The organism is Pseudomonas sp. TH39(2020), from assembly GCF_016650715.1.
Classification (GTDB): Bacteria; Pseudomonadota; Gammaproteobacteria; order Pseudomonadales; family Pseudomonadaceae; genus Aquipseudomonas; species Aquipseudomonas mandelii_C.
The window spans coordinates 383,277-404,856 of record NZ_JAEKFF010000007.1 but is presented as its reverse complement, the minus strand read 5'-3'; the positions used below and the strand labels follow the sequence as shown (position 1 = coordinate 404,856).

Here is a 21,580-nt window from a genome sequence, read left to right as displayed (position 1 = left end):
CTCGGTCACTGAGCTGTTTGCCCGTTTTGCCTGTCATGTATCCCATGGCGGCAATCCATCCGGGCACGGTGCCAGGCTGGGGCAGCCCTTTTTTGAGGTTCACGTCTTCAAAAGAGCGTGAAAAAAACGGGTTTTCACAACTTCACAAGAGTGTGGCGAGCAAATGAATAGTTTTGCGTCTGAATATGCACCATTAGCGTCTGAAACAGCCCAACGACACAGGACCGAGTACACCTCGAACACCGGAGCCTGAAGCCTGTCCTCTACGGATTTGGTTGCACAAACGGATGTATCGACCATAAGTCGAATTGCCAGCCGCGCGTTGAAATGAGTTCATGTAACTCTTTTAGACCCGGCTAGCGTCCGTCGAAGTTGCGAAAAATTGCGAAGATTCGGACATGGCGATACTGCCATGGGTACCTGGGGCATCACTGACACGCCCCTGAACGCCTGGCAGCCATGCCGACAATTTGGTGCTGCAGATTTTGGAGACGCGTTAAATGGCGCATAACGAAGCAGTCGACGTAGTACTGGTTGGGGCCGGCATCATGAGTGCCACCCTCGCTGTACTGCTCAAAGAACTCGACCCCGCGATCAAGCTGGAAGTCGTCGAGCTGATGGATTCCGGTGCCGCGGAGAGTTCGAACCCGTGGAACAACGCCGGTACCGGTCACGCCGGGCTGTGTGAGCTCAACTACACGCCGCAGGCCGCCGACGGCACCGTCGACATCAAGAAAGCCGTGCACATCAACACCCAGTTCGAGGTGTCGAAGCAGTTCTGGTCCTACCTGACCAAGAAAAGTACCTTCGGCTCGTGCAAGACGTTCATCAGCCCGGTGCCGCACCTGAGCTTCGTCCAGAACGACGATGGCGTTTCCTTCCTCAAGGAACGCTTCAAGACGCTGAGCAAGCACCACGCCTTCTCGGACATGGAATACACCGAAGACAAGGCCACCATGGCCGAGTGGATGCCGTTGATGATGCCTGGCCGGCCGGCTGACGAAGTCGTCGCCGCCACCCGCGTCATGAACGGCACCGACGTCAACTTCGGCGCCCTGACCAATCAACTGCTCAAGCACCTGACCAGCGCACCCGATGCCCAGGTCAAGTACTGCAAGCGCGTGACTGGCCTCAAGCGTAACGGCAGCGGCTGGACCGTCAGCATCAAGGACGTCAACAGCGGCAACTCCCGTGACGTCGACGCGAAATTCGTGTTCCTCGGCGCCGGTGGCGCGGCACTGCCGCTGCTGCAAGCGTCGGGCATCGAAGAAAGCAAAGGCTTCGGCGGCTTCCCGATCAGTGGCCAGTGGCTGCGTTGCGACAACCCGGAAGTAGTCAAACACCACCAGGCCAAGGTTTACAGCCAGGCGGCCGTGGGTTCGCCGCCGATGTCGGTGCCGCACCTGGACACCCGCGTAGTCGATGGCAAGAAGTCCCTGCTGTTCGGACCTTACGCCGGTTTCACCACCAAGTTCCTCAAGCACGGCTCCTTCATGGACCTGCCGATGTCGGTTCGCGCCGGCAACATCGGCCCGATGCTGGCTGTGGCCAAAAACAACATGGACCTGACCAAATACCTGGTCAGCGAAGTGATGCAGTCGATGGAGCAGCGCCTGGACTCCCTGCGTCGCTTCTACCCTGAAGCGAAAGCCGAAGACTGGCGCCTGGAAGTGGCCGGCCAACGGGTGCAGATCATCAAGAAAGACCCGAAAAAGGGCGGCGTTCTGCAGTTCGGTACCGAACTGGTCGCGTCCAAGGACGGTACGCTTGCTGCCCTGCTCGGCGCTTCGCCAGGCGCGTCGGTGACTGTTTCGATCATGCTTGAGCTGATCGAGAAATGCTTCCCGAACAAAACTTCTGGTGAATGGGCTGCCAAGCTCGCGGAAATCTTCCCGGCTCGGGAAAAGGTTCTGGAAACCGACGCTGCGCTGTATCGCAAGATCAATGTGCAGAACAACGTCGCGCTGGAACTGGTTGAAGCCAGCAACGAGACCGAAAGCTACGCTTGATTCGGCCGCATAAAAAACGCCCCGTTCTCATTGAGAGCGGGGCGTTTTTTTTGGCCGGCGAAACAGATGGCCTTAAGTTCTTCGGTGTCAGCTATCGCGAGCAGGCTCGCTCCCACATTAGACAGCGATCTATGTGGGAGCGAGCCTGCTCGCGAAGAAGCCAGCACAAACACCAAACAAGTCAGGGCAACAACCGGTATGCCTGACGTTAACCGCGCGCCTTGGCGATCAACTCGATGTACTCGGCCGCGTTGCGCTGATCCTTGATCAGGGCGACGAAGTCATTGCCGTGCTCATCCTTGCCGTCCAGATCCAGACCGGCTTCGACGAAGAACGTCAGAAAACGCCCGAAGTCATCGATGCGCAGGCCACGGTAAGCCTTGATCAGTTTGTGGAGCGACGGCGACGTGGCGTCGACCGGTTCGAAATCGAGGAACAGCTTGATCTGCTCATCGCCGATCTCGTCACCAATCACTTGCTTCTTATCTTTACGCATTGCCGACTCCAGCTCGCAGACATTTCACGGGGCGGGCAGTTTACCCCTCCCTTGCCACCGGGCTCAACGCGGACGAACAGCGCCCGTGTGCAGATCAGCCCAGATATGGCCGTTGGCGTAGCTGAGGAACTGGCAATACACCGTGTCGTTGCGCAACAAGTCGATCACCACCCGGTACTGGGCCATCGGGTAAAACAGCGTCAGGGTTTTGCTTTTGTCGTCGTAGATCGGCTTTTTCAGGCTTTTGCTTTCGCCATCGAAATTGACCAGCACCTGGTTGATGGTCGCGCCCTTGTTCAAGGATTTGCCCTTGAGGCGGATCAGCAACGGTGAGGTCACCGGAATTGGCTGCTGGCTGGACTGGCGCTGGCTGCCGATCACCACCGAATACTCAGTGACCTGCAACAGCTGTTGCTGCTCGGGCTCCGCGTCACGCAGGGTCAGGTCATCCGGGGGCAGGAACTGCGCGTGCATCGGCGCCGGGGCGGCAGCCAGAGGCAGGCTGACGGTCAGCAACAGGGCGGCGCAGCTGCGGATCAAAAGGCTCATGACGGGCTCCCAGGGCGAAGCCGAGCACTCTAGCATGAGGATCAACCGCGCGAATTAGCGATATGGGTCAATACTTCGCAGTACCAGGCTGGCCATACTGGAAGAGCTTTCAGCCGTCGTTCAACGGTGCGCCGTCTACCGTGGAGTGCTTATGTCGTTCTCCGTTCCCCCGTTGTTCGCCGCCTGGCGTCAGACCTGGCGCGCCGGCTACACCCTCAGACGCTTACGCGGCGACATCAGTGCCGGGGTGACCGTAGGGATTATCGCCATCCCGCTGGCCATGGCCCTGGCGATTGCCGTGGGTGTACCGCCCCAGCAAGGGTTGTATACGGTACTGATCGCCGCGCCCCTGATCGCCCTGACAGGAGGTTCGCGTTTTAATGTCAGTGGGCCGACCGCTGCGTTCGTGGTCATTCTGCTGCCCATCACCCAACAATACGGCCTGGGCGGCCTGCTGCTCTGCACCATGCTTGCCGGCGCCATCCTCATTGCCCTGGGGCTGATTCGAGCCGGGCGGTTGATTCAGTACATTCCGTATCCGGTCACCCTGGGCTTTACCGCCGGGATCGGCATTGTCATTGCCACCCTGCAATTGAAGGATTTGCTGGGCCTGAACACCGCCGGCCAGGCAGAACATTACATCGAACAGCTGGGCGTACTGATTCTGGCGCTGCCCAGCGCCCGGCTAGGGGACGGGATCATCGGCATCACATGCCTGGCTGTTCTGATTGTCTGGCCACAGTGGGTGCCGAGGATTCCGGGGCATCTGGTGGCGCTGACCATCGGCGCGCTCCTGGGGTTGGTGCTGGAGCACGGCGGGCTGTCGGTGGCGACATTGGGTGAGCGTTTCAGCTATATGGTCGAGGGCGTCAGCCATCCCGGCATTCCGCCGTTCCTGCCAAGCTTCGACTGGCCGTGGAATCTACCCGGTCCCGACGGCCAGCCGCTGCACCTGTCTTACGACTTGATCCGTCAATTAATGGCGCCGGCGTTCGCCATTGCCATGCTAGGCGCCATCGAATCCTTGTTGTGTGCGGTGGTGGCGGATGGCATGACCGGCAGCAAACACGACCCCAACGCAGAACTGCTGGGCCAAGGCCTGGGTAATCTGATCGCACCGTTGTTCGGCGGCATTACCGCCACGGCGGCGATTGCCCGTAGTGCCACCAACGTACGCAGCGGAGCCTTTTCGCCCTTGGCCGCGATTATCCACAGCGCGGTGGTGCTGATGGCGATACTCGTCCTCGCCCCGCTTTTCAGCTACTTGCCGATGGCGGCACTGGCCGCGTTGCTGGTCATGGTGGCGTGGAACATGAGCGAGGCCCGGCACGTGCTGCATACCTTGCGCATCGCGCCCCGCAGCGATGTGCTGGTCTTGCTGACCTGCCTGAGCCTGACGGTGTTGTTCGACATGGTGATGGCCGTCGCCGTCGGCCTGCTGTTGGCCGCCGGGTTGTTTATCAAGCGCATGAGCGATCTCACGGACACCGCCGAACTGCCCCGCGGCTTCCATCAAGCCTTGAAGGACATGCCGGCGCATGTTCGTTGCTATGCGATACGCGGGCCGCTGTTCTTCGGGGCTGCCGAAAAAGCCCTGGGGGTGCTACGCAAATTCAGTCCAGAGGTCAAAGTAGTGATCGTCGAGATGAGCGCCGTGCCCATGCTGGACATGACCGCGCTGGCAGCCTTCGACAATATCCTGAGGGATTACCGCACGGACGGCATCGGCCTGATTCTGGTGGCGACCGCACCACGCGTGCGCCTGAAACTCAGGCGCGCGGGCATTCATCGGGAACAGCGCCAATTGGCCTACGTGAACAGCCTGGAACAGGCTCGCCTCAAAAGTGAACGCTGGCTGGCCGGGGGGAACTGAGCGCGCCGCTCAGGTGAACTGCGCTCGCATCCACGCCTGATACTCAGCCACACCCGCCTCACCTTCACGCGGCGCCCAGTGAGCAAGCTCTCCGTCACCGACCGGGCGATAGGGGCCGGCCTTGCACTCGAACATCAGGCTGTCCGCCTCCAGCACCACGAGGCCGTGATAGACGCCCGCAGGAAGGTCCACACCCAGGCAATCGCCATCGGCCTGCAGGACGCGCTTATCGGTGACCTGACCCGACTCGTCAAAAATAAGCACACCGAGACGGCCTCGCAGTACCAGCAAGGTTTCCGCCTTGTTGTCGCCCAGGTGGCGATGTGGCGGGACATAGGTGCTCGGCTGCAAGCCCACCGCCATTCGGTGGCAGGCATCTTCCATCTGATGGAAGTTGTGATGCTGGCGCCCGCGAGGGTTAGCCGCTGCTTTCTCGGCCAATTCAGCGAACAGTGTTTGATCCAGAAAGCTCAGCGTAGTCATCTATTACATGCCTTTAACAGCAAAAATCCCGTTGGCGTTACGCCAGTAGCCTTTGTAGTCCATGCCGTAACCGAAGATGTAACGGTCGATGCATGGCAGGCCGACGAAATCGGCTTTCAGGTCCGGGCGAGCCTTGCGGTCGTGGTCCTTGTCGATCAGCACGGCGGTGTGCACAGCGCGGGCGCCAGCATGTTTGCAGTAGTCGATGATCGCGCCCAGGGTGTGACCTTCATCGAGGATGTCGTCGATGATCAGCACGTCGCGGTCGAGGAACGAGACTTCCGGCTTGGCTTTCCAGAACAGATCGCCGCCGCTGGTTTCGTTGCGATAACGGGTGGCATGCAGGTAGGACGCTTCCAGCGGGAAGTTCAGATGGGTCAGCAGCTTGCCGGAGAAAATCAGCCCGCCGTTCATCACGCAGAACACCACTGGATTGCTTTCAGCCAGCTGGTCGTTGATTTGTGCACCGACGCGGGCGATGGCCGCCTCGACTTCAGCTTCGGTGTACAGGCAGTCAGCCTCTCGCATGATTTGACGGATATGCTCGAGATCAGCGGACATGGCGTTCTCCAGGGGGGTGGCGGTTCAGGAAAAGCGGGCAAAGGTACGCATCAAGCGAGGCCAGATCAAGCGTTTGTGGACTAACGTTCTGTATGTCTATAGGACAACACCCTCGGATAGATTAATCTAGGCCGGTTTTTTTGCCCGCCGCCGGAGCCTTTCCCATGCCCATCCTCGAGATCCGCCATCCGCTGATCCGCCATAAACTCGGCCTTATGCGCCGCGCCGACATCAGCACGAAGAATTTCCGTGAGCTCGCTCAGGAAGTCGGTGCCCTGCTGACCTATGAAGCCACCAAAGACCTGCCGCTGGAAAGCTACGACATCGAAGGCTGGTGCGGCACAGTGTCGGTCGAGAAAATCGCCGGCAAGAAAATTACTGTAGTACCGATCCTGCGCGCTGGCATCGGTATGCTCGAAGGCGTGCTGAGCCTGATCCCTGGCGCCAAAGTCAGCGCCGTCGGCGTGGCCCGCAACGAACAAACCCTGCAGGCCCACACCTACCTGGAAAAACTGGTTCCGGAAATCAACGAACGCCTGGCGATGATCATCGACCCGATGCTCGCTACCGGCAGCTCCATGGTCGCGACTATCGACCTGCTGAAAAAGGCCGGTTGCCGGGATATCCGCGCGATGGTGCTGGTGGCTGCCCCTGAAGGTATTGCCGCCGTAGAGAAAGCTCACCCGGACGTGACCATCTACACCGCTTCCATTGACGAGAAGCTGAACGAACACGGTTACATCATCCCAGGCCTGGGCGATGCCGGTGACAAGATCTTCGGTACCAAGCAGAAGGACGCTTGAGCATGCAGCAAGAGTTCAACGATCCGCTCTGGCGCACGGTGCTGTCGGGTGCGCAGATGCTGTTCGTGGCCTTCGGCGCTCTGGTGTTAATGCCGCTGATTACCGGCCTCGACCCGAACGTGGCGCTGTTCACCGCAGGCTTGGGGACGATTCTGTTCCAGATCGTCACCGGGCGTCAGGTGCCGGTGTTCCTGGCGTCGAGCTTTGCCTTCATCACCCCGATCATTCTCGCCAAGGGCCAGTTCGGCCTCGCGGCGACCATGGGCGGCGTGATGGCGGCCGGTTTCGTCTACACCTTCCTCGGCCTCGCGGTGAAGATCAAAGGCACCGGTTTCATTGACCGTTTGCTGCCACCGGTGGTGATTGGTCCGGTGATCATCTCCATCGGCCTGGCCATGGCACCGATCGCCGCCAACATGGCGATGGGCAAGGCTGGCGACGGCACCGAACTGATTCATTATCAGACGGCCATGCTGATCTCGATGCCAGCGCTGCTGACCACCCTGATCGTCGCCGTGTTCGGCAAAGGCATTTTCCGCCTGGTACCGATCATCTCTGGCGTGCTGGTGGGTTTTGCGATGGCGTTCTACTTCGGCGTCGTTGATACCGCGAAAATTGCTGCTGCACCGTGGTTTGCGATCCCGCACTTCACCGCGCCGGAATTCAACTGGCAGGCGATTCTGTTCATCGTTCCGGTGGCCCTGGCTCCGGCCATCGAGCACATCGGCGGCGTGATCGCCGTCGGTAGCGTGACCGGTCGCGATTACCTGAAAAAACCCGGCCTGCACCGCACCCTGCTCGGCGATGGCATTGCTACCACCGCCGCCGGCCTGTTTGGCGGTCCACCCAACACCACCTATGCCGAAGTGACGGGCGCGGTGATGCTGACCAAGAACTACAACCCGAAGATCATGACCTGGGCGGCGATTTTCGCCATCAGCCTGGCGTTCGTCGGCAAGTTCGGCGCGCTGCTGCAAAGCATTCCAGTGCCGGTGATGGGCGGGATTCTGTGCCTGTTGTTCGGTTCGATCGCGGCGGTGGGCATGAACACGCTGATTCGCCACAAGATCGACCTGAGCGAAGCGCGCAATCTGGTGATTGTCTCAGTGACCCTGGTGTTCGGGATCGGCGGCGTACTGGTCGGCACCGGCACAGGGCCGGACGACTTCGGCCTCAAAGGCATTGCGCTGTGCGCGGTGACGGCGATTGCGCTGAACCTGTTGCTGCCGGGCAATGACAGCTGGAAGCACAAGAAGGCGAATGAGTCGTTACTCTGAGTGAACTGATCGTTCCCACGCTCTGCGGCCCGTGACGCTCCGCGTCACTGGACGCTCCGCGTCCCTAGAGGCATTCCCACGCAGAGCGTGGGAACGATCATCAAAGGGCCAACGGCGCTCTTTCGCACAAGGTGCTCAACGCCCGCGCCCACTGCGGATCGTCGTTAAGACACGGCACCAGCACCAACTCCTCTCCCCCCGCCTCGCGGAACAGCTCTTTGCCGCGATCACCGATCTCTTCCAGGGTCTCGATGCAATCGGCAACAAACGCCGGGCACATCACCAGCACCTTCTTCACGCCCATTCCGGCCAATTCATCGAGGCGCGCTTCGGTGTAGGGTTCGATCCATTTTGCTCGACCCAAACGCGACTGGAACGACACCGACCACTTGCCGTCCGGCAGCCCCAGCCGCTTGGCAAACTCGGAGGCAGTACGCAGGCATTGGGCGCGGTAGCAGGTCGCCAGAACTTCTGGTGAAGCGTTCAGACAGCAATTGTCGCTTTTAAAGCAATGGTGACCGGTAGGGTCGATCTTCGTCAGGTGCCGCTCCGGCAAACCGTGGAAGCTCAGCAGCAGGTGATCGTAATCCTGCAGCAAATACGGCTTGGCGCTGGCCACCAACGCATTGAGGTATTCCGGTTGATCGTAGAACGGCTGGAGAATTGAAAACTGCACATCCAACTGCTTCTCGCGCACCACCCGCTTGGCCTCCTCGATCACCGTGGTCACGGTGCTGTCGGCGAACTGTGGATAGAGCGGCGCGAGCGTGACCCTCTTGTGACCCTGGGCCGCCAGGCGCACCAACATCGATTCAATTGACGGTTCGCCATAACGCATCGCCAGTTCCACCGGACCGTGGGTCCACTGGGCCGTCATGGCCTGTTGCAGGCGACGGCTGAGCACCACCAACGGCGAGCCCTCCTCCCACCAGATCGAGGCGTAGGCGTGGGCAGACTGCTCCGGGCGCTTGAACAGGATCAGCGACACCAGCAAACGTCGCACCGGCCATGGCAGGTCGATCACATACGGGTCCATCAGAAATTGATTGAGGTAACTGCGCACATCCGCCACCGAAGTGGAGGCCGGTGAGCCCAGATTGACCAGAAGCAATGCGTGATCGGTCATGCAACGTCCTATTTCAAAGGCGGCTGGAAAGGTTGTCCAGAGCCGCGCGCAAATCAGTGAACTGGAAAGTGAAACCCGCTTCCAGCAAGCGAGCCGGTACGGCCTTCTGGCCGCCCAGCAACAGCAATGACAACTCGCCCAGACACACCTTCAACGCCAAGGCCGGCATGGGCATGAACGTCGGGCGGTGCAGCACGCTGCCCAACGTCTTGGCAAACTCGCGGTTGCGCACCGGCTTGGGTGCGCAGGCATTATAAGGACCACTGGCGTCTTCCTGGCGCAGAAGAAAATCAATCAGGGCGATTTGATCGTTGATATGAATCCACGGCATCCACTGCCGACCACTGCCGATAGGCCCGCCCAGCCCCACTTTGAACGGCAGCAACAGCCGCGACAAAAAGCCGCCCTCGGCCGACAACACCAACCCGGTACGAATGAAGATCACACGAATGCCCAAGCCTTCGGCACGCTGGGCGGTTTCTTCCCAGGCGATGCACAATTGGCTGGCGAAATCATCGATGACCGGTGGAGACTTCTCGGTCAATTCCCGTTCGCCCCCATCACCATACCAACCGACCGCAGACCCTGAAATCAACACCTGCGGTTTTTGTTCACAGGTTTCGAGCCAAGCCAGCAGGGTTTCGGTCAGGGTGATGCGGCTGCTCCACAACAGCGCTTTGCGTCGAGTTGTCCAAGGTCGATCGGCAATCGGTGCCCCCGCGAGGTTGATAATCGCATCCACCGGTTCCTGCCCGATGTCCTCGAGACGGGCCACACCGTGCACTTGGGCACCGCATATTTTCGCGACTTTTTCAGGCTTGCGACTCCAGACCGTCAGGCGATGTCCCTGACTCAACCAGCGTGCGCAGAGCTGACGTCCTATCAAACCAGTACCGCCGGTCAGCAATATGTGCATGACTTCTTCCTCGCGTGGCGTTTTACCTTGATCACTAGTCTATTTTTATAAGCAGGGATCTTTGGTATCGGGCAGGCTCTGTGTTTAACAATAGGCCAAGCTGTCAGAACGAGAACGCTAAAAGTTATACCAAAAAACAATATTGTACAGGTTTCATCCACGGCGTAGTCTGTACAGAAAGGTAAACGAGGCCCCTATGACTGTACCTATCGCAATCATCGGCACCGGCATCGCCGGGCTCTCCGCCGCCCAAGCCCTGACAGAGGTCGGGCATGTCGTTCAACTTTTCGATAAAAGCCGCGGCAGTGGCGGACGCATGTCAAGCAAGCGCAGCGATGCGGGTGCTCTGGACATGGGCGCGCAATATTTCACCGCCCGCGATCGCCGCTTCGTCACTGAAGTCCAGCGCTGGCAAGGCAACGGCTGGGTCGCTGAATGGATGCCGCAGCTCTACACCTACCATGGCGGCCAGCTCAACCTGTCGCCGGACGAACAGACGCGCTGGGTCGGTACGCCGCGCATGAGCGCCATCACCCGTGGCCTGCTCGGCGACCTGGAAGTGCATTTCGCCTGCCGCATTACCGAGGTCTATCGCGGCGAGGAGCACTGGCATCTGCAGGACGCCGAAGGCTTTACCCACGGCCCGTTCAGTCATGTGATTATCGCCACGCCGGCGCCTCAGGCGACTGCACTGCTGGCCTCCGCGCCGAAACTCGCCGGTGCCGCCGCCGGGGTGAAAATGGACCCGACCTGGGCTGTCGCGCTGGCGTTCGAGACACCGCTGGATACGCCCATGGAAGGCTGCTTCGTACAGGACAGTCCACTCGACTGGCTGGCTCGCAACCGCAGCAAACCCGGGCGCGATAACACCCTCGATACGTGGGTGCTGCATGCGACCAGTGCCTGGAGCCGGCAACATATCGACCTGTCCAAGGAAGCGGTGATCGAGCAATTGCACGGCGCATTTGCCGAGCTGCTGCACAGCGCCATGCCCGCCCCGACCTTCAGCCTCGCCCACCGCTGGCTTTACGCCCGACCCGCCAGCAGCCATGAATGGGGCGCCCTGGCCGATGCCGATCTGGGTCTGTATGTGTGTGGCGACTGGTGCTTGTCCGGTCGTGTCGAAGGTGCTTGGCTAAGCGGCCAGGAAGCCGCCCGCCGCTTGCATGCGCATCTGCAGTGAATCGCCTCAATCAGGTAGGAGCTGCCGAAGGCTGCTCCTAAGGGAGCGATCGTAAAACTTATACAAACAATTTGACTTGTACACCTTTGAATCTATGATGGAGTTATGTTGTACAGATCGAACAGTCTGTACAGGTTTAGATTCGAGGTGCTCCGATGCCCCACGTCACCATGAAACCAAAGATCGCCATCAGCGCCTGCCTGATGGGCGCAGAAGTGCGTTTTAACGGCGGGCACAAGGCGTCGCAGCTGTGCAGTCGCACTCTCACTGACTATTTCGATTTTGTCCCGGTTTGCCCCGAAGTCGCCATCGGTCTCGGCATTCCCCGTGAACCGATTCGTCTGGTGGGCGATCCACAGCGTCCAGAAGCCATCGGTACCGTTAACCCAACACTCAATGTCACCCGGCGGCTCGCCGAGTACGGTCAGAAAATGGCCGCGGAACTGGGCGACATCTGCGGCTACATCTTCATGCAGAAATCCCCGTCATGCGGCCTGGATCGGGTCAAGGTCTACCACGCCAACGGTGCGCCGGTGGACGGTGGTGGTCGTGGCATCTATGCCCAGGCGTTCTGCGCGCGGCATCCGGATTTACCGGTGGAAGAAGACGGCCGACTCAACGACCCGGTGCTGCGAGAAAACTTCCTCACCCGCGTATTCGCCTATAGCGCCTGGCAGCAATTGCTGTGCGAAGGCCTCACTCGCCGTGGCCTCACGGACTTTCACTCGCGCTACAAATACCTGCTGATGGCCCACAATCCGGTGCAATACAAAACCTTGGGTAACCTGCTGGGTAGCATGGGCCAGACCCATCCGAATGAACTCGGTCCACGCTATTTCAGCGAGCTGATGGCGGCCTTGAAAAAATGCGCCACACGCCGCACCCACACCAACGTCCTGCAACACATCAGTGGCTATCTCAAACAGGCCATCAGCGCTGAAGACAAACAGGAAGTGCAGCACGTCATCGGTCAGTACCGCCACGGCATCGTGCCGTTGGTGGTGCCGTTGACGCTGCTCAAACACTACTTCCGTCAACACCCGGATCCATACATTGCGCAACAGGTTTACCTGCAACCGCATCCGGAAAATCTCAGCCTGCGAAACGCGATCTAATGAAAAGCCCACTCGACACCAGCGCCAGCGAAGACCTGGGCGCCGACTTCAAGAAAGCCCTCGACGAAGGCTGGCTGCCGATCCGCGAGGTCGCGCGGCAGACCGGCGTCAACGCCGTCACCCTGCGGGCCTGGGAGCGGCGTTATGGCCTGATCGTGCCGCAACGCACGCCCAAGGGGCATCGGCTTTTCTCTGCCGAACACGTTCAACGCATCCTGACGATCCTCACCTGGCTCAACCGCGGCGTGGCCGTCAGCCAGGTCAAGCCACTGCTCGACACCCCGCAGGCCTTTGCCCAATCCGTCGAAAACGATTGGCAAGTGCTGCGCCATACGCTGCTGCAAGCGGTCACTCAACTGAACGAACGCACCCTCGATGACACTGTCAATCAGGCCATGGCGCTGTATCCACCACGGACCTTGTGCGCACAACTGCTGATGCCGTTGCTGGCTGAACTGGAGCAACACTGGCAAGGCCAGTTCGGCGCGCAGATGGAGCGAGTGTTTTTTTACTCCTGGTTACGCAGCAAATTTGGCGCACGCATCTACCATAACAACCGTCAGCTACGCACCGCGCCACTGTTGTTGATCAATCACTCGGACCTGCCACTGGAACCTCACCTGTGGCTGACCGCCTGGTTGATCAGCAGCGCCGATTGCCCGGTGGAAGTGTTCGACTGGCCACTCCCCGCCGGCGAACTCGCACTGGCGATCGATCACCTGCAAGCCCGCGGCGTACTGCTGTATTCCAGCAAAGCGATGAATCTTTCGCAGCTGCCGAAACTTTTGAATGGTGTCAGTTGCCCAAAAATGATTGCCGGACCCACGGTATGCATCCACCACGCCGAGTTGTCCGCACGAACGTACAAGATCACTGATTTGTTCCTGGCTGAAGATCCGTTAGCGGCGCACCAGGGCCTGGTTCAGCGTGGGCTCATTTAATGGCGAATTTTTAATGAATCGTGCGGACACTACCCTGCAATTGATCTGGTTGCGCAGCGACTTGCGCTTACATGACAACACCGCCCTCTCGGCCGCCGCAGCCCGCGGCCCGACTGTGGCGGTGTATCTGCTGAGCCCGGAGCAATGGCTGGAACACGATGATGCGTCGTGCAAAGTGGATTTCTGGCTGCGCAACCTGAGTGAGTTACGCAGCGCGCTGGATGAGCTGAACATTCCCTTGTTGATCCGCAAGGCATCTCGCTGGCAGGACGCGCCCAAGGTCCTGCTCGATCTTTGCAAGCAGTTGGAAATCGATGCGGTGCACGTCAACGAGGAGTACGGCATTCATGAAAGCCGTCGTGACGCAGCGGTGGCCGAAACACTGAAAGCCAATGCCATCGGCTTTTATAGCTACCTTGATCAACTGTTGTTAAAACCGGGCACCGTACTGACCAAAACGGGCACTTACTTTCAGGTGTTCAGCCAATTCCGCAAGGCGTGTTACGACCGCCTGCGCGGGTCGTTACCGAAGCGGGTCTCAGCACCTGCCGTACAGGCGCCGCTGGCGATCGGCAGCGACAAGATCCCATCAACCGTTGAAGGCTTCGCAACGCCCAGCGACAGCTTGCGCAGTCTTTGGCCTGCCGGTGAAGCCGAAGCCCACCGCCGCCTTGACACCTTCGCCGACGCCCAGATCGACGACTACAAAAACGAACGCGATTTCCCGGCCAAACCGGGCACCAGTCAGCTGTCGGCCTATCTCGCCGCCGGGGTAGTTTCCCCCCGTCAGTGTCTGCACGCCGCGCTGCAAAGCAATCAGGGCGAGTTCGAAAGTGGCAAGGTCGGCGCCGTCACCTGGATCAACGAATTGCTGTGGCGCGAATTCTACAAGCACATTCTGGTGGGCTACCCACGGGTCTCGCGTCATCGCGCCTTCCGCCCGGAAACCGAAGCCCTCGCCTGGCGCGATGCCCCCGATGAACTCCTGGCCTGGCAAGAGGCCCGTACCGGCCTGCCGATCATCGACGCGGCCATGCGCCAGTTGCTTGAAACCGGCTGGATGCACAACCGCCTGCGCATGGTGGTGGCGATGTTCCTGACCAAGAACCTGCTGATCGACTGGCGTGAAGGCGAACGTTTTTTCATGCGGCATCTGATTGATGGCGACTTGGCGGCGAACAACGGTGGCTGGCAGTGGAGCTCGTCCACTGGCACCGATTCGGCGCCCTACTTCCGGATTTTCAACCCGCTGAGCCAGTCGGAGAAATTCGACAGCGAGGGGCTGTTCATCAAGCACTGGCTGCCGGAACTGGCCAGACTGAACAAGAAAGATGTGCACAACCCGGCGAACCTCGGCGGCCTGTTCGGTGTGGCGGATTATCCGTCGCCGATCGTCAATCTGAGCAGCTCTCGCCAACGGGCGCTGGCCGCATTCAAGAACCTGCCATCACGACAAAATGACGGGCGATTGCCTGGTTAAAAAGGAGAATGGGATGCGTTTTACACCTCCACGACGCTACTGGCTGACAGGTGCCAGCAACGGCATTGGTGCCTCGCTGGCCGAGGAAATACTGAAAACCGGAGCTCACCTCGCGGTGAGCGCTCGCTCGGTGGCGCCACTCAAAGTCTTGTCCCAGCGTTATCCGGGGCAAGTGCTGGTGGTGGCCGGTGACCTGACCAACAGCCAGACCGTGCGAGAAATCGGCGAGCAGATTGCCGGGGAGTGGGGAGCTCTGGACACGGTCATCCTCAACGCCGGCACTTGCGAATACGTCGACGTTCAGCAGTTCGATTCGTCGATCGTCGAGCACGTAGTGCGCACCAACCTGCTTGCCAGCAGCTATTGCATCGAAGCCGCCCTGCCACTCTTGCGCGCCGGCACCGCGCCGCATCTGGTGGGCGTCGCCAGCTCGGTCACCTACCTGCCGCTGCCCCGGAGCGAGGCCCATGGTGCCTCAAAACCCGGGCTGCGATACCTGTTTGAATCGCTGCGTATTGATCTTGCACCGGAAGGCATCGAAGTCACCGTGATCAGCCCGGGGTTTGTCGAGACGCCGCTGTCGGCGGAAAACGCCCCCATGCCACTCAGTTGGCCGGTGGACAAGTCCGCACGCTACATCTTCGCCGAACTCAAGAATCGTCCGCTGGAGATGGCCTTTCCAGCGTTGTTCATGGCCGACCTCTGGCCATTGTCGAAAATACCCAACCGGGGGAAACTCGCGATCGGCAAACGCATGGTACGCAGCAATCCGCCGATCAAGGATCAGCTGTAAAATCACCCGCATCTCGGGGCTGATCGCACCTGGCTGCTGGATCGCAGCCATGAGATCACCCTGTTCGAACCCATCGACCAAGCGTCCGTCAGGCCTTTCACACAGCACCGGCCCACTGCCTTACACTGGGCGCCATGAAAACCATTCCCCACACGCAAATCGACGAGCCTGCGGTCACATGCTCGACCTGCGCAGCTTGCTGTTGTCAGCTCGAAGTCATGCTGATCACGGACACGGGCGTGCCCGAACGTTTTATCGATACCGATGACTGGGGAGGGGAAGTCATGCTGCGTCTGGATGACGGCTGGTGCGCCGCGCTGGATCGCAACACGATGATGTGCACCATCTACGAAAAACGCCCGTTGATCTGCCGGGAGTTCGAGATGGGCGCACCGGAATGCATCGACGAACGCCAAGGGATTACCACGGCGTATCGATGAATCTGAATGAGGATCTAATGTGGGAGCGAGCCTGCTCGCTCCCACATTAAAAGCGCTTACAACGGCATCGTGTAATGCAGCGAGTAGCTTTCTACACCGTCGTTGTAACTGTTAAGACCGGCATTGGAGTAGTGCGTCGCACGAATCCCGACTTCATGTCCGCCCGCAAAGCGCAGACCAAAGCCGAATCGGTCTTCGAACTGAAAAGCACCACCGAGGTTGTTGTTTTCAAGTTCGGTATGAGAGAACAACGCCACGCCAATCCCGGCCTCCAGGTACGGTTTGACGTTCTGACCGGCAAACTCGTAAACAAACACTGGCGAGAACGACAGGCTGTGGTTGCTGGAGGTCTTGTCGCCTTCCCAATAGGTGTACGCACCGCTCCAGTAACCGGTCAAACGACCGATATCACTCTGCAACCAGCTCTTGTCCCAATCGAATTGCATACCCAGTCGATAGGTCATGGTCGACTCGCTGGTCTGGCCGACCGCGAACTCCACGCCTGCCGCCTGTGCGGTAAAACTGTGCCCCATCAGTGCGGCCGCAATCGCGGCCAAGCAGAATAGTCGCTTCATTAGAAACATCCTTTTCCGAACGATTTCGTATGGTTTTTTTGTTGCTTAACGCTATAGAAGTCGACGATTAATCAGAAGTTCACCCCAATTACTCGCTTGCCCCGAGTTTTGTTTACTCCTTGAAGCTTCGCACAACGCCAGTGGTATTCCACAGTATCGGCAAGATATTTCTGAAATGCTCCGGATCGGAACTCGTCCAGAACTGCGCAGCACGTGCAGGCCCCTCGGCGAGCAATTCACGCTCGGCCAACAAACGCTGAAGTTGCCGCGCTACAGCGGCCCCGGTGTCGATCAAGCTGATGTCATCGGGGATCATCTGCTTAAGCAAAGGCTTTAGGAAGGGGTAATGCGTGCAGCCAAGAATTATCGTGTCGCACCCGGCGCCGAGTAGTGGTTCGACATACCTGGCCAACAACTGGCGCAGGGCCGGGCTGTGCAGATCACCGTTTTCAATCAGCTCCACCAGGCCGGGGCACGGCTGGGTGATGACTTGCACATCGGTGGCGAAACGGTCGAGTAACGCCGCGAACCTGGCACTCTGCAAGGTCCCGGTGGTGGCGAGCACACCGACCACACCGCTGCGGGTAGCGGCAGCGGCCGGTTTGACCGCAGGCTCCATGCCGACGATGGGCCACTCGGGATAATCGCGTCGCAAGTCGGCAACGCCAGCGACCGTCGCCGTGTTGCAGGCCAGCACCAAGGCCTTGGCGCCCTGCTGTTGAAAAAAACCGGCCATCACGCTGCAGCGATGACGGATGAATTCCGGGGTTTTCTCGCCGTAGGGAATATTCCCGCAATCGGCGACGTACAACAGTGACTCGTTGGGCAGCAAACGCTGGATCTCGGCCAGCACCGAAAGCCCACCGACGCCGGAGTCGAACACGCCAATCGGCGCTTCACGCATGCTTCGAACCACAGACGCTGCAGCCCGGATCACGCTTGACCCGCAATTCGCGAAAGCGCGAGCCCAAGGCATCGATCAACAACAGGCGCCCCACCATCGGCTCGCCGAAGCCCACCAGCAACTTCATGGCTTCCAGCGCCTGAAGACTGCCCACCAGGCCAACCAAAGGCCCCACGACGCCGGCTTCGCTGCAGGTCAGTTCGGCTTCGCTGCCGTGACCATATAAACAGTGATAGCACGGACTCTCCGGGCGACGCGGGTCGAATACCGACAACTGCCCTTCCAGCCGAATCGCAGCGCCACTGACCAGCGGTTTGCAGGCGGCGACACACGCAGCGTTGACCGCTTCGCGGGTGGAGAAATTGTCGGAACAGTCCAGCACCAGATCCACCGCAGCCACGGCGGCAGCCAGGGAGTCTTCGTCCAGCGCGGTGCGATGGGCGATTAACTGAATCTCGGGATTGATCGCACTTAGTCGGCGTATAGCCGAATCGACCTTGCTCAGGCCGACGCTGTCGGTGTCGTGGACAATCTGGCGTTGCAGGTTGGTCAGGTCGACAGTGTCGAAGTCCGCCAGATGCAACTCACCGACGCCGGCGGCGGCCAGATACAGCGCAACCGGCGAGCCGAGACCGCCAAGACCGACGATCAACACGCGGCTTTCTTTCAGTCGCAACTGGCCGTCGATGTCGACGTGTTGCAACAGAATCTGCCGACTGTAGCGCAACAATTCCTGATCATTCAGCACGGCAGGCGCCCCAGGCTGATACGTTCGTGACCGCCCAGATCGGTGCGGCTGTGGACTTCTTCAAAGCCGCGGGTCAGCAGCAAATCGCGTACCGCAGTGGCTTGATCGTAACCGTGTTCAAGCATCAACCAGCCGCCCGCCTCCAGATAATCCGGCGCCTGGGCGACGATCAGACGCAGATCGTCGAACCCGTCGACGCCGGCCACCAAGGCACTGGCCGGTTCGAAGCGCACATCGCCTTCCACCAGATGCGGGTCGGCGGAGGCGATGTAAGGCGGGTTGCTGATGATCAGCTGAAAACGCTGACCTTCCAGCGCACTGAACCAATGACTGCTCAGCACGGTGGCGTTATTCAGGTGAAGTCGCTGGCGATTGCGCTCGGCCAGGGCCACGGCTTCGAGCACGCGATCCACGGCGGTAACCTTCCAGGCCGGACGCTCGCTGGCCAAGGCCAACGCAATGGCGCCACTGCCGGTGCCGAGATCGAGGACCTTGGCAGGTGTGGCTGGCAGGAGTTCAAGCGCCGCTTCCACCAATAGCTCGGTGTCCGGGCGCGGGATCAGCGTATGCGGCGCCACTTCCAGATCAAGCTTCCAGAAACCTTGTTGACCGAGGATGTAGGCCACTGGCTCACCGCCACGACGGCGCTGCAAGTACTCGGCAAATTTAAGCGCCGCTTCGCTCGGAACGATGCGCTCGGGCCAGGTGTGCAGAAAACTGCGGGACTTGCCCAACGCCGCGGCCAGCAACAATTCGGCATCCAGGCGCGCGGTGGGCGAATCTGGCAGGTCGGCGGCGCGTAACAAACTGGCAATGATCGTCATTTACTCACCTATCGCTGCCAATTGGTCGGCCTGGTATTCGGCCAGCAACGGCTCGATCACCGCATCGACGCCACCCGCGAGGATTTCGTCGAGGGAATACAGCGTCAGGTTGACCCGGTGGTCGGTGACCCGCCCCTGGGCAAAGTTATACGTGCGGATCCGCTCCGAGCGATCGCCCGAACCGACCAGCAATTTACGCTCACTAGCGATAGCGTTCGCGGCGGCGCTGGTCTGCTGATCGTTGAGCTTGGCCGACAGCCAGGACATCGCCCGGGCGCGGTTCTTGTGCTGGGAACGCTCTTCCTGGCATTCGACGACAATACCGGACGGCAAGTGCGTGATGCGGATCGCCGAGTCCGTTTTGTTAACGTGCTGACCACCGGCACCGGAGGATTTGTAGGTATCGATGCGCAAATCCGAGGGGTTGATCTCGATCGCTTCCTGCTCGTCCGGCTCGGGCAACACGGCTACGGTGCAAGCCGAGGTGTGGATGCGACCCTGGGATTCGGTAGCGGGAACCCGTTGTACGCGGTGGGCACCGGATTCGAATTTCAGCTTGCCATAGACGTTGTCGCCTTCGACTCGGGCGATGACTTCTTTAAAGCCGCCGTGCTCACCAATGTTCTCGGACAGGATTTCCACCCGCCAGCCACGACGCTCGGCGTAACGTGAATACATGCGGAACAGGTCGCCGGAGAAAATCGCCGCCTCGTCACCGCCTGTGCCGGCGCGGATTTCGAGGAACACGTTACGCCCATCGTTCGGATCCTTGGGCAGCAGCATGCGTTGCAGGCTGGCTTCGATGTCGATCAATTGCTCTTTGGCTTCGCGGACTTCTTCCACGGCCATTTCGCGCATGTCCGGGTCGCTGTCCTTGAGCAGCGCCTGAGCACCCTCGAGATCGCTTTGTACCTTGAGCAACTGTTTATAGGTTTCGACAATCGGTTCGACTTCCGCGTATTCCTTGGAATAGGTGCGGAATTTGTTCTGATCGGAAATGACTTCGCCGTCGCCAAGCAAGGCGGTCAATTCCTCGAAACGGTCCTGGAGGATGTCCAGCTTATTGAGCAGTGACGCTTTCATTGCGGTTTTTTATCCGAAAAGCTATCCGATGAGCCCTCATTCAGGGCAAAGAGTTCCTGGGCCATGGCCAGCGCATCGAGGCGGCCTTCGGCAGAGAGCTTTTTCAACTGCACGCTCGGTGCGTGCAAGAGTTTGTTGGTCAGGCCCCGCGCCAGTTGCACCAGCACGTCTTCGGCGCTGCTGCCGTTGGCCAGCATGCGCTGGGCCTTCTGCAATTCTTCGTCGCGCATGCGCTCGCTTTGTTGGCGATAGGCCTTGAGCACATCCACCGCCGCCAGTTCACGCAGGCGGACCATGAAATCTTCGGCACCGACCGAGACCATCTCTTCCGCCGCCTGGGCTGCGCCCTGACGACTCTTGAGGTTCTCGGCGACCACTTCGTGGAGATCGTCGACGCTATACAGGTAAACGTCGTCCAGTTCGCCGACTTCCGGCTCGATATCCCGAGGGACGGCGATGTCTACCATGAAGATCGGCTTGTGCTTGCGCAGTTTCAAGGCGCTTTCCACCGCGCCCTTGCCCAGGATCGGCAACTGGCTGGCGGTGGAACTGATAACGATGTCGCTGCGCACCAGTTCCGCCGGGATGTCCGAAAGCAACACTGCATGGGCGCCGAACTGCTCGGCCAGAATGCTCGCGCGTTCCAGGGTGCGGTTGGCGACGACGATGCGCTTTACACCCAATTCGTGCAGATGGCGGGCGACCAGGGTGATGGTCTCGCCGGCACCGATCAGCAAGGCCTGGCTACGTTGCAGGTCGCTGAAAATCTGTTTCGCCAGACTGACCGCGGCAAACGCCACGGACACCGGGTTCTCGCCGATGGCGGTGTCGGTGCGCACCTGTTTGGCCGCATTGAAGGTGGCCTGGAACAGCCGCCCGAGCAACGGACCGATGGTGCCGGCCTCGCGGGCCACGGCGTAGGCTGATTTCATCTGACCGAGAATCTGCGGTTCGCCCAACACCAGCGAATCGAGCCCGGAGGCCACCCGCATCATGTGACGAACTGCCGCATCATCTTCGTGCACATAAGCACTCGCGCGCAGCTCTTCGAGGCTCAAATGGTGATAATCGGCCAGCCAGCGCAAGATAACGTCAGCCGAAAGGTGATCCTGTTCTATATAGAGTTCACTGCGATTGCAGGTGGAGAGGATCGCAGCTTCGCGGCTGTCGGTGAGTCGGCAGAGCTGCTGCAAGGCCTCCACCAGCTGCTCAGGGGTAAAGGCCACGCGCTCGCGGACGTCTACTGAAGCAGTCTTGTGGTTAATACCGAGTGCAAGGAAGGCCATTCAAGGTCGCTGATAGTGACGTGAAGCCGGCAATTGTCCTACTTCGACAGAGCCAGAACAACTACCGCTGACTATTGCCCCAATGACCTGCCTCTATAAAGGTGCCAATTGAGAC

General features: G+C 59.8%; 22 protein-coding genes. 10 read left to right on the top strand and 12 right to left on the bottom strand.

All coding sequences use genetic code 11. The features are described from left to right. Positions 1–500 precede the first annotated feature (500 nt). A complete protein-coding gene (gene mqo / locus JFU47_RS22285; protein ID WP_123365652.1) occupies positions 501–2,009 on the top strand; it encodes a malate dehydrogenase (quinone) in 1,509 nt (502 codons plus the stop codon). 208 nt (positions 2,010–2,217) lie between these two features. Here mqo and JFU47_RS22280 read toward each other — a convergent pair whose 3' ends face one another. Together JFU47_RS22280 and JFU47_RS22275 are read right to left on the bottom strand one after the other, a co-directional pair. Beyond that, positions 2,218–2,505 (bottom strand): PA4642 family protein, encoded by a 288-nt coding sequence (locus JFU47_RS22280; RefSeq protein ID WP_201185730.1) that lies wholly within the window; start codon positions 2,503–2,505, stop codon positions 2,218–2,220. A gap of 63 nt (positions 2,506–2,568) precedes the next feature. Then, entirely contained in the window at positions 2,569–3,054 is a 486-nt protein-coding gene (locus JFU47_RS22275; protein ID WP_201185728.1) for a hypothetical protein, read from the bottom strand. Between the two features lie 151 nt (positions 3,055–3,205). Here JFU47_RS22275 and dauA point away from each other — a divergent pair, with 151 nt between their 5' ends. Next, a complete protein-coding gene (gene dauA / locus JFU47_RS22270; protein ID WP_201185726.1) occupies positions 3,206–4,927 on the top strand; it encodes a C4-dicarboxylic acid transporter DauA in 1,722 nt (573 codons plus the stop codon). A gap of 9 nt (positions 4,928–4,936) precedes the next feature. Here dauA and JFU47_RS22265 read toward each other — a convergent pair whose 3' ends face one another. Continuing rightward, entirely contained in the window at positions 4,937–5,410 is a 474-nt protein-coding gene (locus JFU47_RS22265) for a WbuC family cupin fold metalloprotein (protein ID WP_201185718.1), read from the bottom strand. A 3-nt stretch (positions 5,411–5,413) separates the two neighbouring features. Further along, a complete protein-coding gene (locus JFU47_RS22260) occupies positions 5,414–5,971 on the bottom strand; it encodes a hypoxanthine-guanine phosphoribosyltransferase (protein WP_008153401.1) in 558 nt (185 codons plus the stop codon). A gap of 164 nt (positions 5,972–6,135) precedes the next feature. On the opposite strand from JFU47_RS22260, the gene upp reads away from it, so the two are divergent. Further along, positions 6,136–6,774 carry a uracil phosphoribosyltransferase gene (gene upp / locus JFU47_RS22255; RefSeq protein ID WP_008025893.1) on the top strand — a complete coding sequence of 213 codons (639 nt, stop codon included), beginning with the start codon at positions 6,136–6,138 and terminating at the stop codon, positions 6,772–6,774. A gap of 2 nt (positions 6,775–6,776) precedes the next feature. After that, positions 6,777–8,051: a uracil-xanthine permease family protein gene (locus JFU47_RS22250; RefSeq protein WP_056740820.1), complete on the top strand. Its 1,275-nt coding sequence runs from the start codon at positions 6,777–6,779 to the stop codon at positions 8,049–8,051. A gap of 100 nt (positions 8,052–8,151) precedes the next feature. On the opposite strand, the gene hemH is transcribed toward JFU47_RS22250, so the two are convergent. Both hemH and JFU47_RS22240 read right to left on the bottom strand, forming a co-directional pair. Next, positions 8,152–9,177: a ferrochelatase gene (hemH, locus tag JFU47_RS22245; RefSeq protein WP_140677894.1), complete on the bottom strand. Its 1,026-nt coding sequence runs from the start codon at positions 9,175–9,177 to the stop codon at positions 8,152–8,154. Positions 9,178–9,190: 13 nt separating this feature from the next. Then, positions 9,191–10,093 (bottom strand): TIGR01777 family oxidoreductase, encoded by a 903-nt coding sequence (locus tag JFU47_RS22240; RefSeq protein ID WP_201185716.1) that lies wholly within the window; start codon positions 10,091–10,093, stop codon positions 9,191–9,193. A gap of 196 nt (positions 10,094–10,289) precedes the next feature. Between JFU47_RS22240 and JFU47_RS22235 the strand changes: the two genes are divergently transcribed. From JFU47_RS22235 to JFU47_RS22210, 6 genes are all read left to right on the top strand, one after another. Further along, positions 10,290–11,276, top strand: coding sequence for an NAD(P)/FAD-dependent oxidoreductase (locus JFU47_RS22235; protein ID WP_123365646.1), 987 nt, complete (start codon positions 10,290–10,292; stop codon positions 11,274–11,276). Between the two features lie 155 nt (positions 11,277–11,431). Next, positions 11,432–12,391, top strand: coding sequence for a YbgA family protein (locus JFU47_RS22230; protein ID WP_201185714.1), 960 nt, complete (start codon positions 11,432–11,434; stop codon positions 12,389–12,391). After that, a complete protein-coding gene (locus JFU47_RS22225; RefSeq protein WP_201185712.1) occupies positions 12,391–13,332 on the top strand; it encodes a MerR family transcriptional regulator in 942 nt (313 codons plus the stop codon). Before JFU47_RS22230 ends, JFU47_RS22225 begins: the two co-directional genes overlap by 1 nt. Before the next feature lie 34 nt (positions 13,333–13,366). Next, the gene (gene phrB, locus JFU47_RS22220) at positions 13,367–14,812 is read left to right on the top strand and encodes a deoxyribodipyrimidine photo-lyase (protein ID WP_201187313.1); all 1,446 of its coding nucleotides are present in this window, start codon (positions 13,367–13,369) and stop codon (positions 14,810–14,812) included. Positions 14,813–14,825: 13 nt separating this feature from the next. Continuing rightward, entirely contained in the window at positions 14,826–15,605 is a 780-nt protein-coding gene (locus JFU47_RS22215) for an SDR family NAD(P)-dependent oxidoreductase (RefSeq protein ID WP_201185710.1), read from the top strand. Between the two features lie 134 nt (positions 15,606–15,739). Beyond that, on the top strand, positions 15,740–16,045 hold the full coding sequence (locus JFU47_RS22210) for a YkgJ family cysteine cluster protein (RefSeq protein ID WP_123365642.1): 306 nt from the start codon (positions 15,740–15,742) through the stop codon (positions 16,043–16,045). A gap of 56 nt (positions 16,046–16,101) precedes the next feature. Here JFU47_RS22210 and JFU47_RS22205 read toward each other — a convergent pair whose 3' ends face one another. The 6 genes from JFU47_RS22205 to hemA form a co-directional block, all read right to left on the bottom strand. Further along, the gene (locus tag JFU47_RS22205) at positions 16,102–16,620 is read right to left on the bottom strand and encodes an acyloxyacyl hydrolase (protein ID WP_201185708.1); all 519 of its coding nucleotides are present in this window, start codon (positions 16,618–16,620) and stop codon (positions 16,102–16,104) included. Positions 16,621–16,732: 112 nt separating this feature from the next. Further along, a complete protein-coding gene (murI, locus tag JFU47_RS22200) occupies positions 16,733–17,524 on the bottom strand; it encodes a glutamate racemase (RefSeq protein WP_201185706.1) in 792 nt (263 codons plus the stop codon). Beyond that, positions 17,517–18,272 (bottom strand): molybdopterin-synthase adenylyltransferase MoeB, encoded by a 756-nt coding sequence (locus JFU47_RS22195; protein WP_140677905.1) that lies wholly within the window; start codon positions 18,270–18,272, stop codon positions 17,517–17,519. The genes murI and JFU47_RS22195 overlap by 8 nt, the downstream gene beginning before the upstream one ends. Then, a complete protein-coding gene (gene prmC / locus JFU47_RS22190) occupies positions 18,266–19,096 on the bottom strand; it encodes a peptide chain release factor N(5)-glutamine methyltransferase (protein WP_201185704.1) in 831 nt (276 codons plus the stop codon). The genes JFU47_RS22195 and prmC overlap by 7 nt, the downstream gene beginning before the upstream one ends. Next, positions 19,097–20,179, bottom strand: coding sequence for a peptide chain release factor 1 (gene prfA / locus JFU47_RS22185; protein ID WP_046048306.1), 1,083 nt, complete (start codon positions 20,177–20,179; stop codon positions 19,097–19,099). Next, complete coding sequence (hemA, locus tag JFU47_RS22180) at positions 20,176–21,465, bottom strand: glutamyl-tRNA reductase (protein WP_123365637.1); 1,290 nt, start codon at positions 21,463–21,465, stop codon at positions 20,176–20,178. Before hemA ends, prfA begins: the two co-directional genes overlap by 4 nt. Between the last annotated feature and the right edge of the window lie 115 nt (positions 21,466–21,580).

Bases quoted from the DNA above. Each gene is read 5' to 3' on its own strand.
- mqo (WP_123365652.1), top strand. From the start codon at position 501: ATGGCGCATAACGAAGCAGTCGACGTAGTACTGGTTGGGGCCGGCATC.
- JFU47_RS22280 (WP_201185730.1), bottom strand. From the start codon at position 2,505: ATGCGTAAAGATAAGAAGCAAGTGATTGGTGACGAGATCGGCGATGAG.
- JFU47_RS22275 (WP_201185728.1), bottom strand. From the start codon at position 3,054: ATGAGCCTTTTGATCCGCAGCTGCGCCGCCCTGTTGCTGACCGTCAGC.
- dauA (WP_201185726.1), top strand. From the start codon at position 3,206: ATGTCGTTCTCCGTTCCCCCGTTGTTCGCCGCCTGGCGTCAGACCTGG.
- JFU47_RS22265 (WP_201185718.1), bottom strand. From the start codon at position 5,410: ATGACTACGCTGAGCTTTCTGGATCAAACACTGTTCGCTGAATTGGCC.
- JFU47_RS22260 (WP_008153401.1), bottom strand. From the start codon at position 5,971: ATGTCCGCTGATCTCGAGCATATCCGTCAAATCATGCGAGAGGCTGAC.
- upp (WP_008025893.1), top strand. From the start codon at position 6,136: ATGCCCATCCTCGAGATCCGCCATCCGCTGATCCGCCATAAACTCGGC.
- JFU47_RS22250 (WP_056740820.1), top strand. From the start codon at position 6,777: ATGCAGCAAGAGTTCAACGATCCGCTCTGGCGCACGGTGCTGTCGGGT.
- hemH (WP_140677894.1), bottom strand. From the start codon at position 9,177: ATGACCGATCACGCATTGCTTCTGGTCAATCTGGGCTCACCGGCCTCC.
- JFU47_RS22240 (WP_201185716.1), bottom strand. From the start codon at position 10,093: ATGCACATATTGCTGACCGGCGGTACTGGTTTGATAGGACGTCAGCTC.
- JFU47_RS22235 (WP_123365646.1), top strand. From the start codon at position 10,290: ATGACTGTACCTATCGCAATCATCGGCACCGGCATCGCCGGGCTCTCC.
- JFU47_RS22230 (WP_201185714.1), top strand. From the start codon at position 11,432: ATGCCCCACGTCACCATGAAACCAAAGATCGCCATCAGCGCCTGCCTG.
- JFU47_RS22225 (WP_201185712.1), top strand. From the start codon at position 12,391: ATGAAAAGCCCACTCGACACCAGCGCCAGCGAAGACCTGGGCGCCGAC.
- JFU47_RS22215 (WP_201185710.1), top strand. From the start codon at position 14,826: ATGCGTTTTACACCTCCACGACGCTACTGGCTGACAGGTGCCAGCAAC.
- JFU47_RS22210 (WP_123365642.1), top strand. From the start codon at position 15,740: ATGAAAACCATTCCCCACACGCAAATCGACGAGCCTGCGGTCACATGC.
- JFU47_RS22205 (WP_201185708.1), bottom strand. From the start codon at position 16,620: ATGAAGCGACTATTCTGCTTGGCCGCGATTGCGGCCGCACTGATGGGG.
- murI (WP_201185706.1), bottom strand. From the start codon at position 17,524: ATGCGTGAAGCGCCGATTGGCGTGTTCGACTCCGGCGTCGGTGGGCTT.
- prmC (WP_201185704.1), bottom strand. From the start codon at position 19,096: ATGACGATCATTGCCAGTTTGTTACGCGCCGCCGACCTGCCAGATTCG.
- prfA (WP_046048306.1), bottom strand. From the start codon at position 20,179: ATGAAAGCGTCACTGCTCAATAAGCTGGACATCCTCCAGGACCGTTTC.
- hemA (WP_123365637.1), bottom strand. From the start codon at position 21,465: ATGGCCTTCCTTGCACTCGGTATTAACCACAAGACTGCTTCAGTAGAC.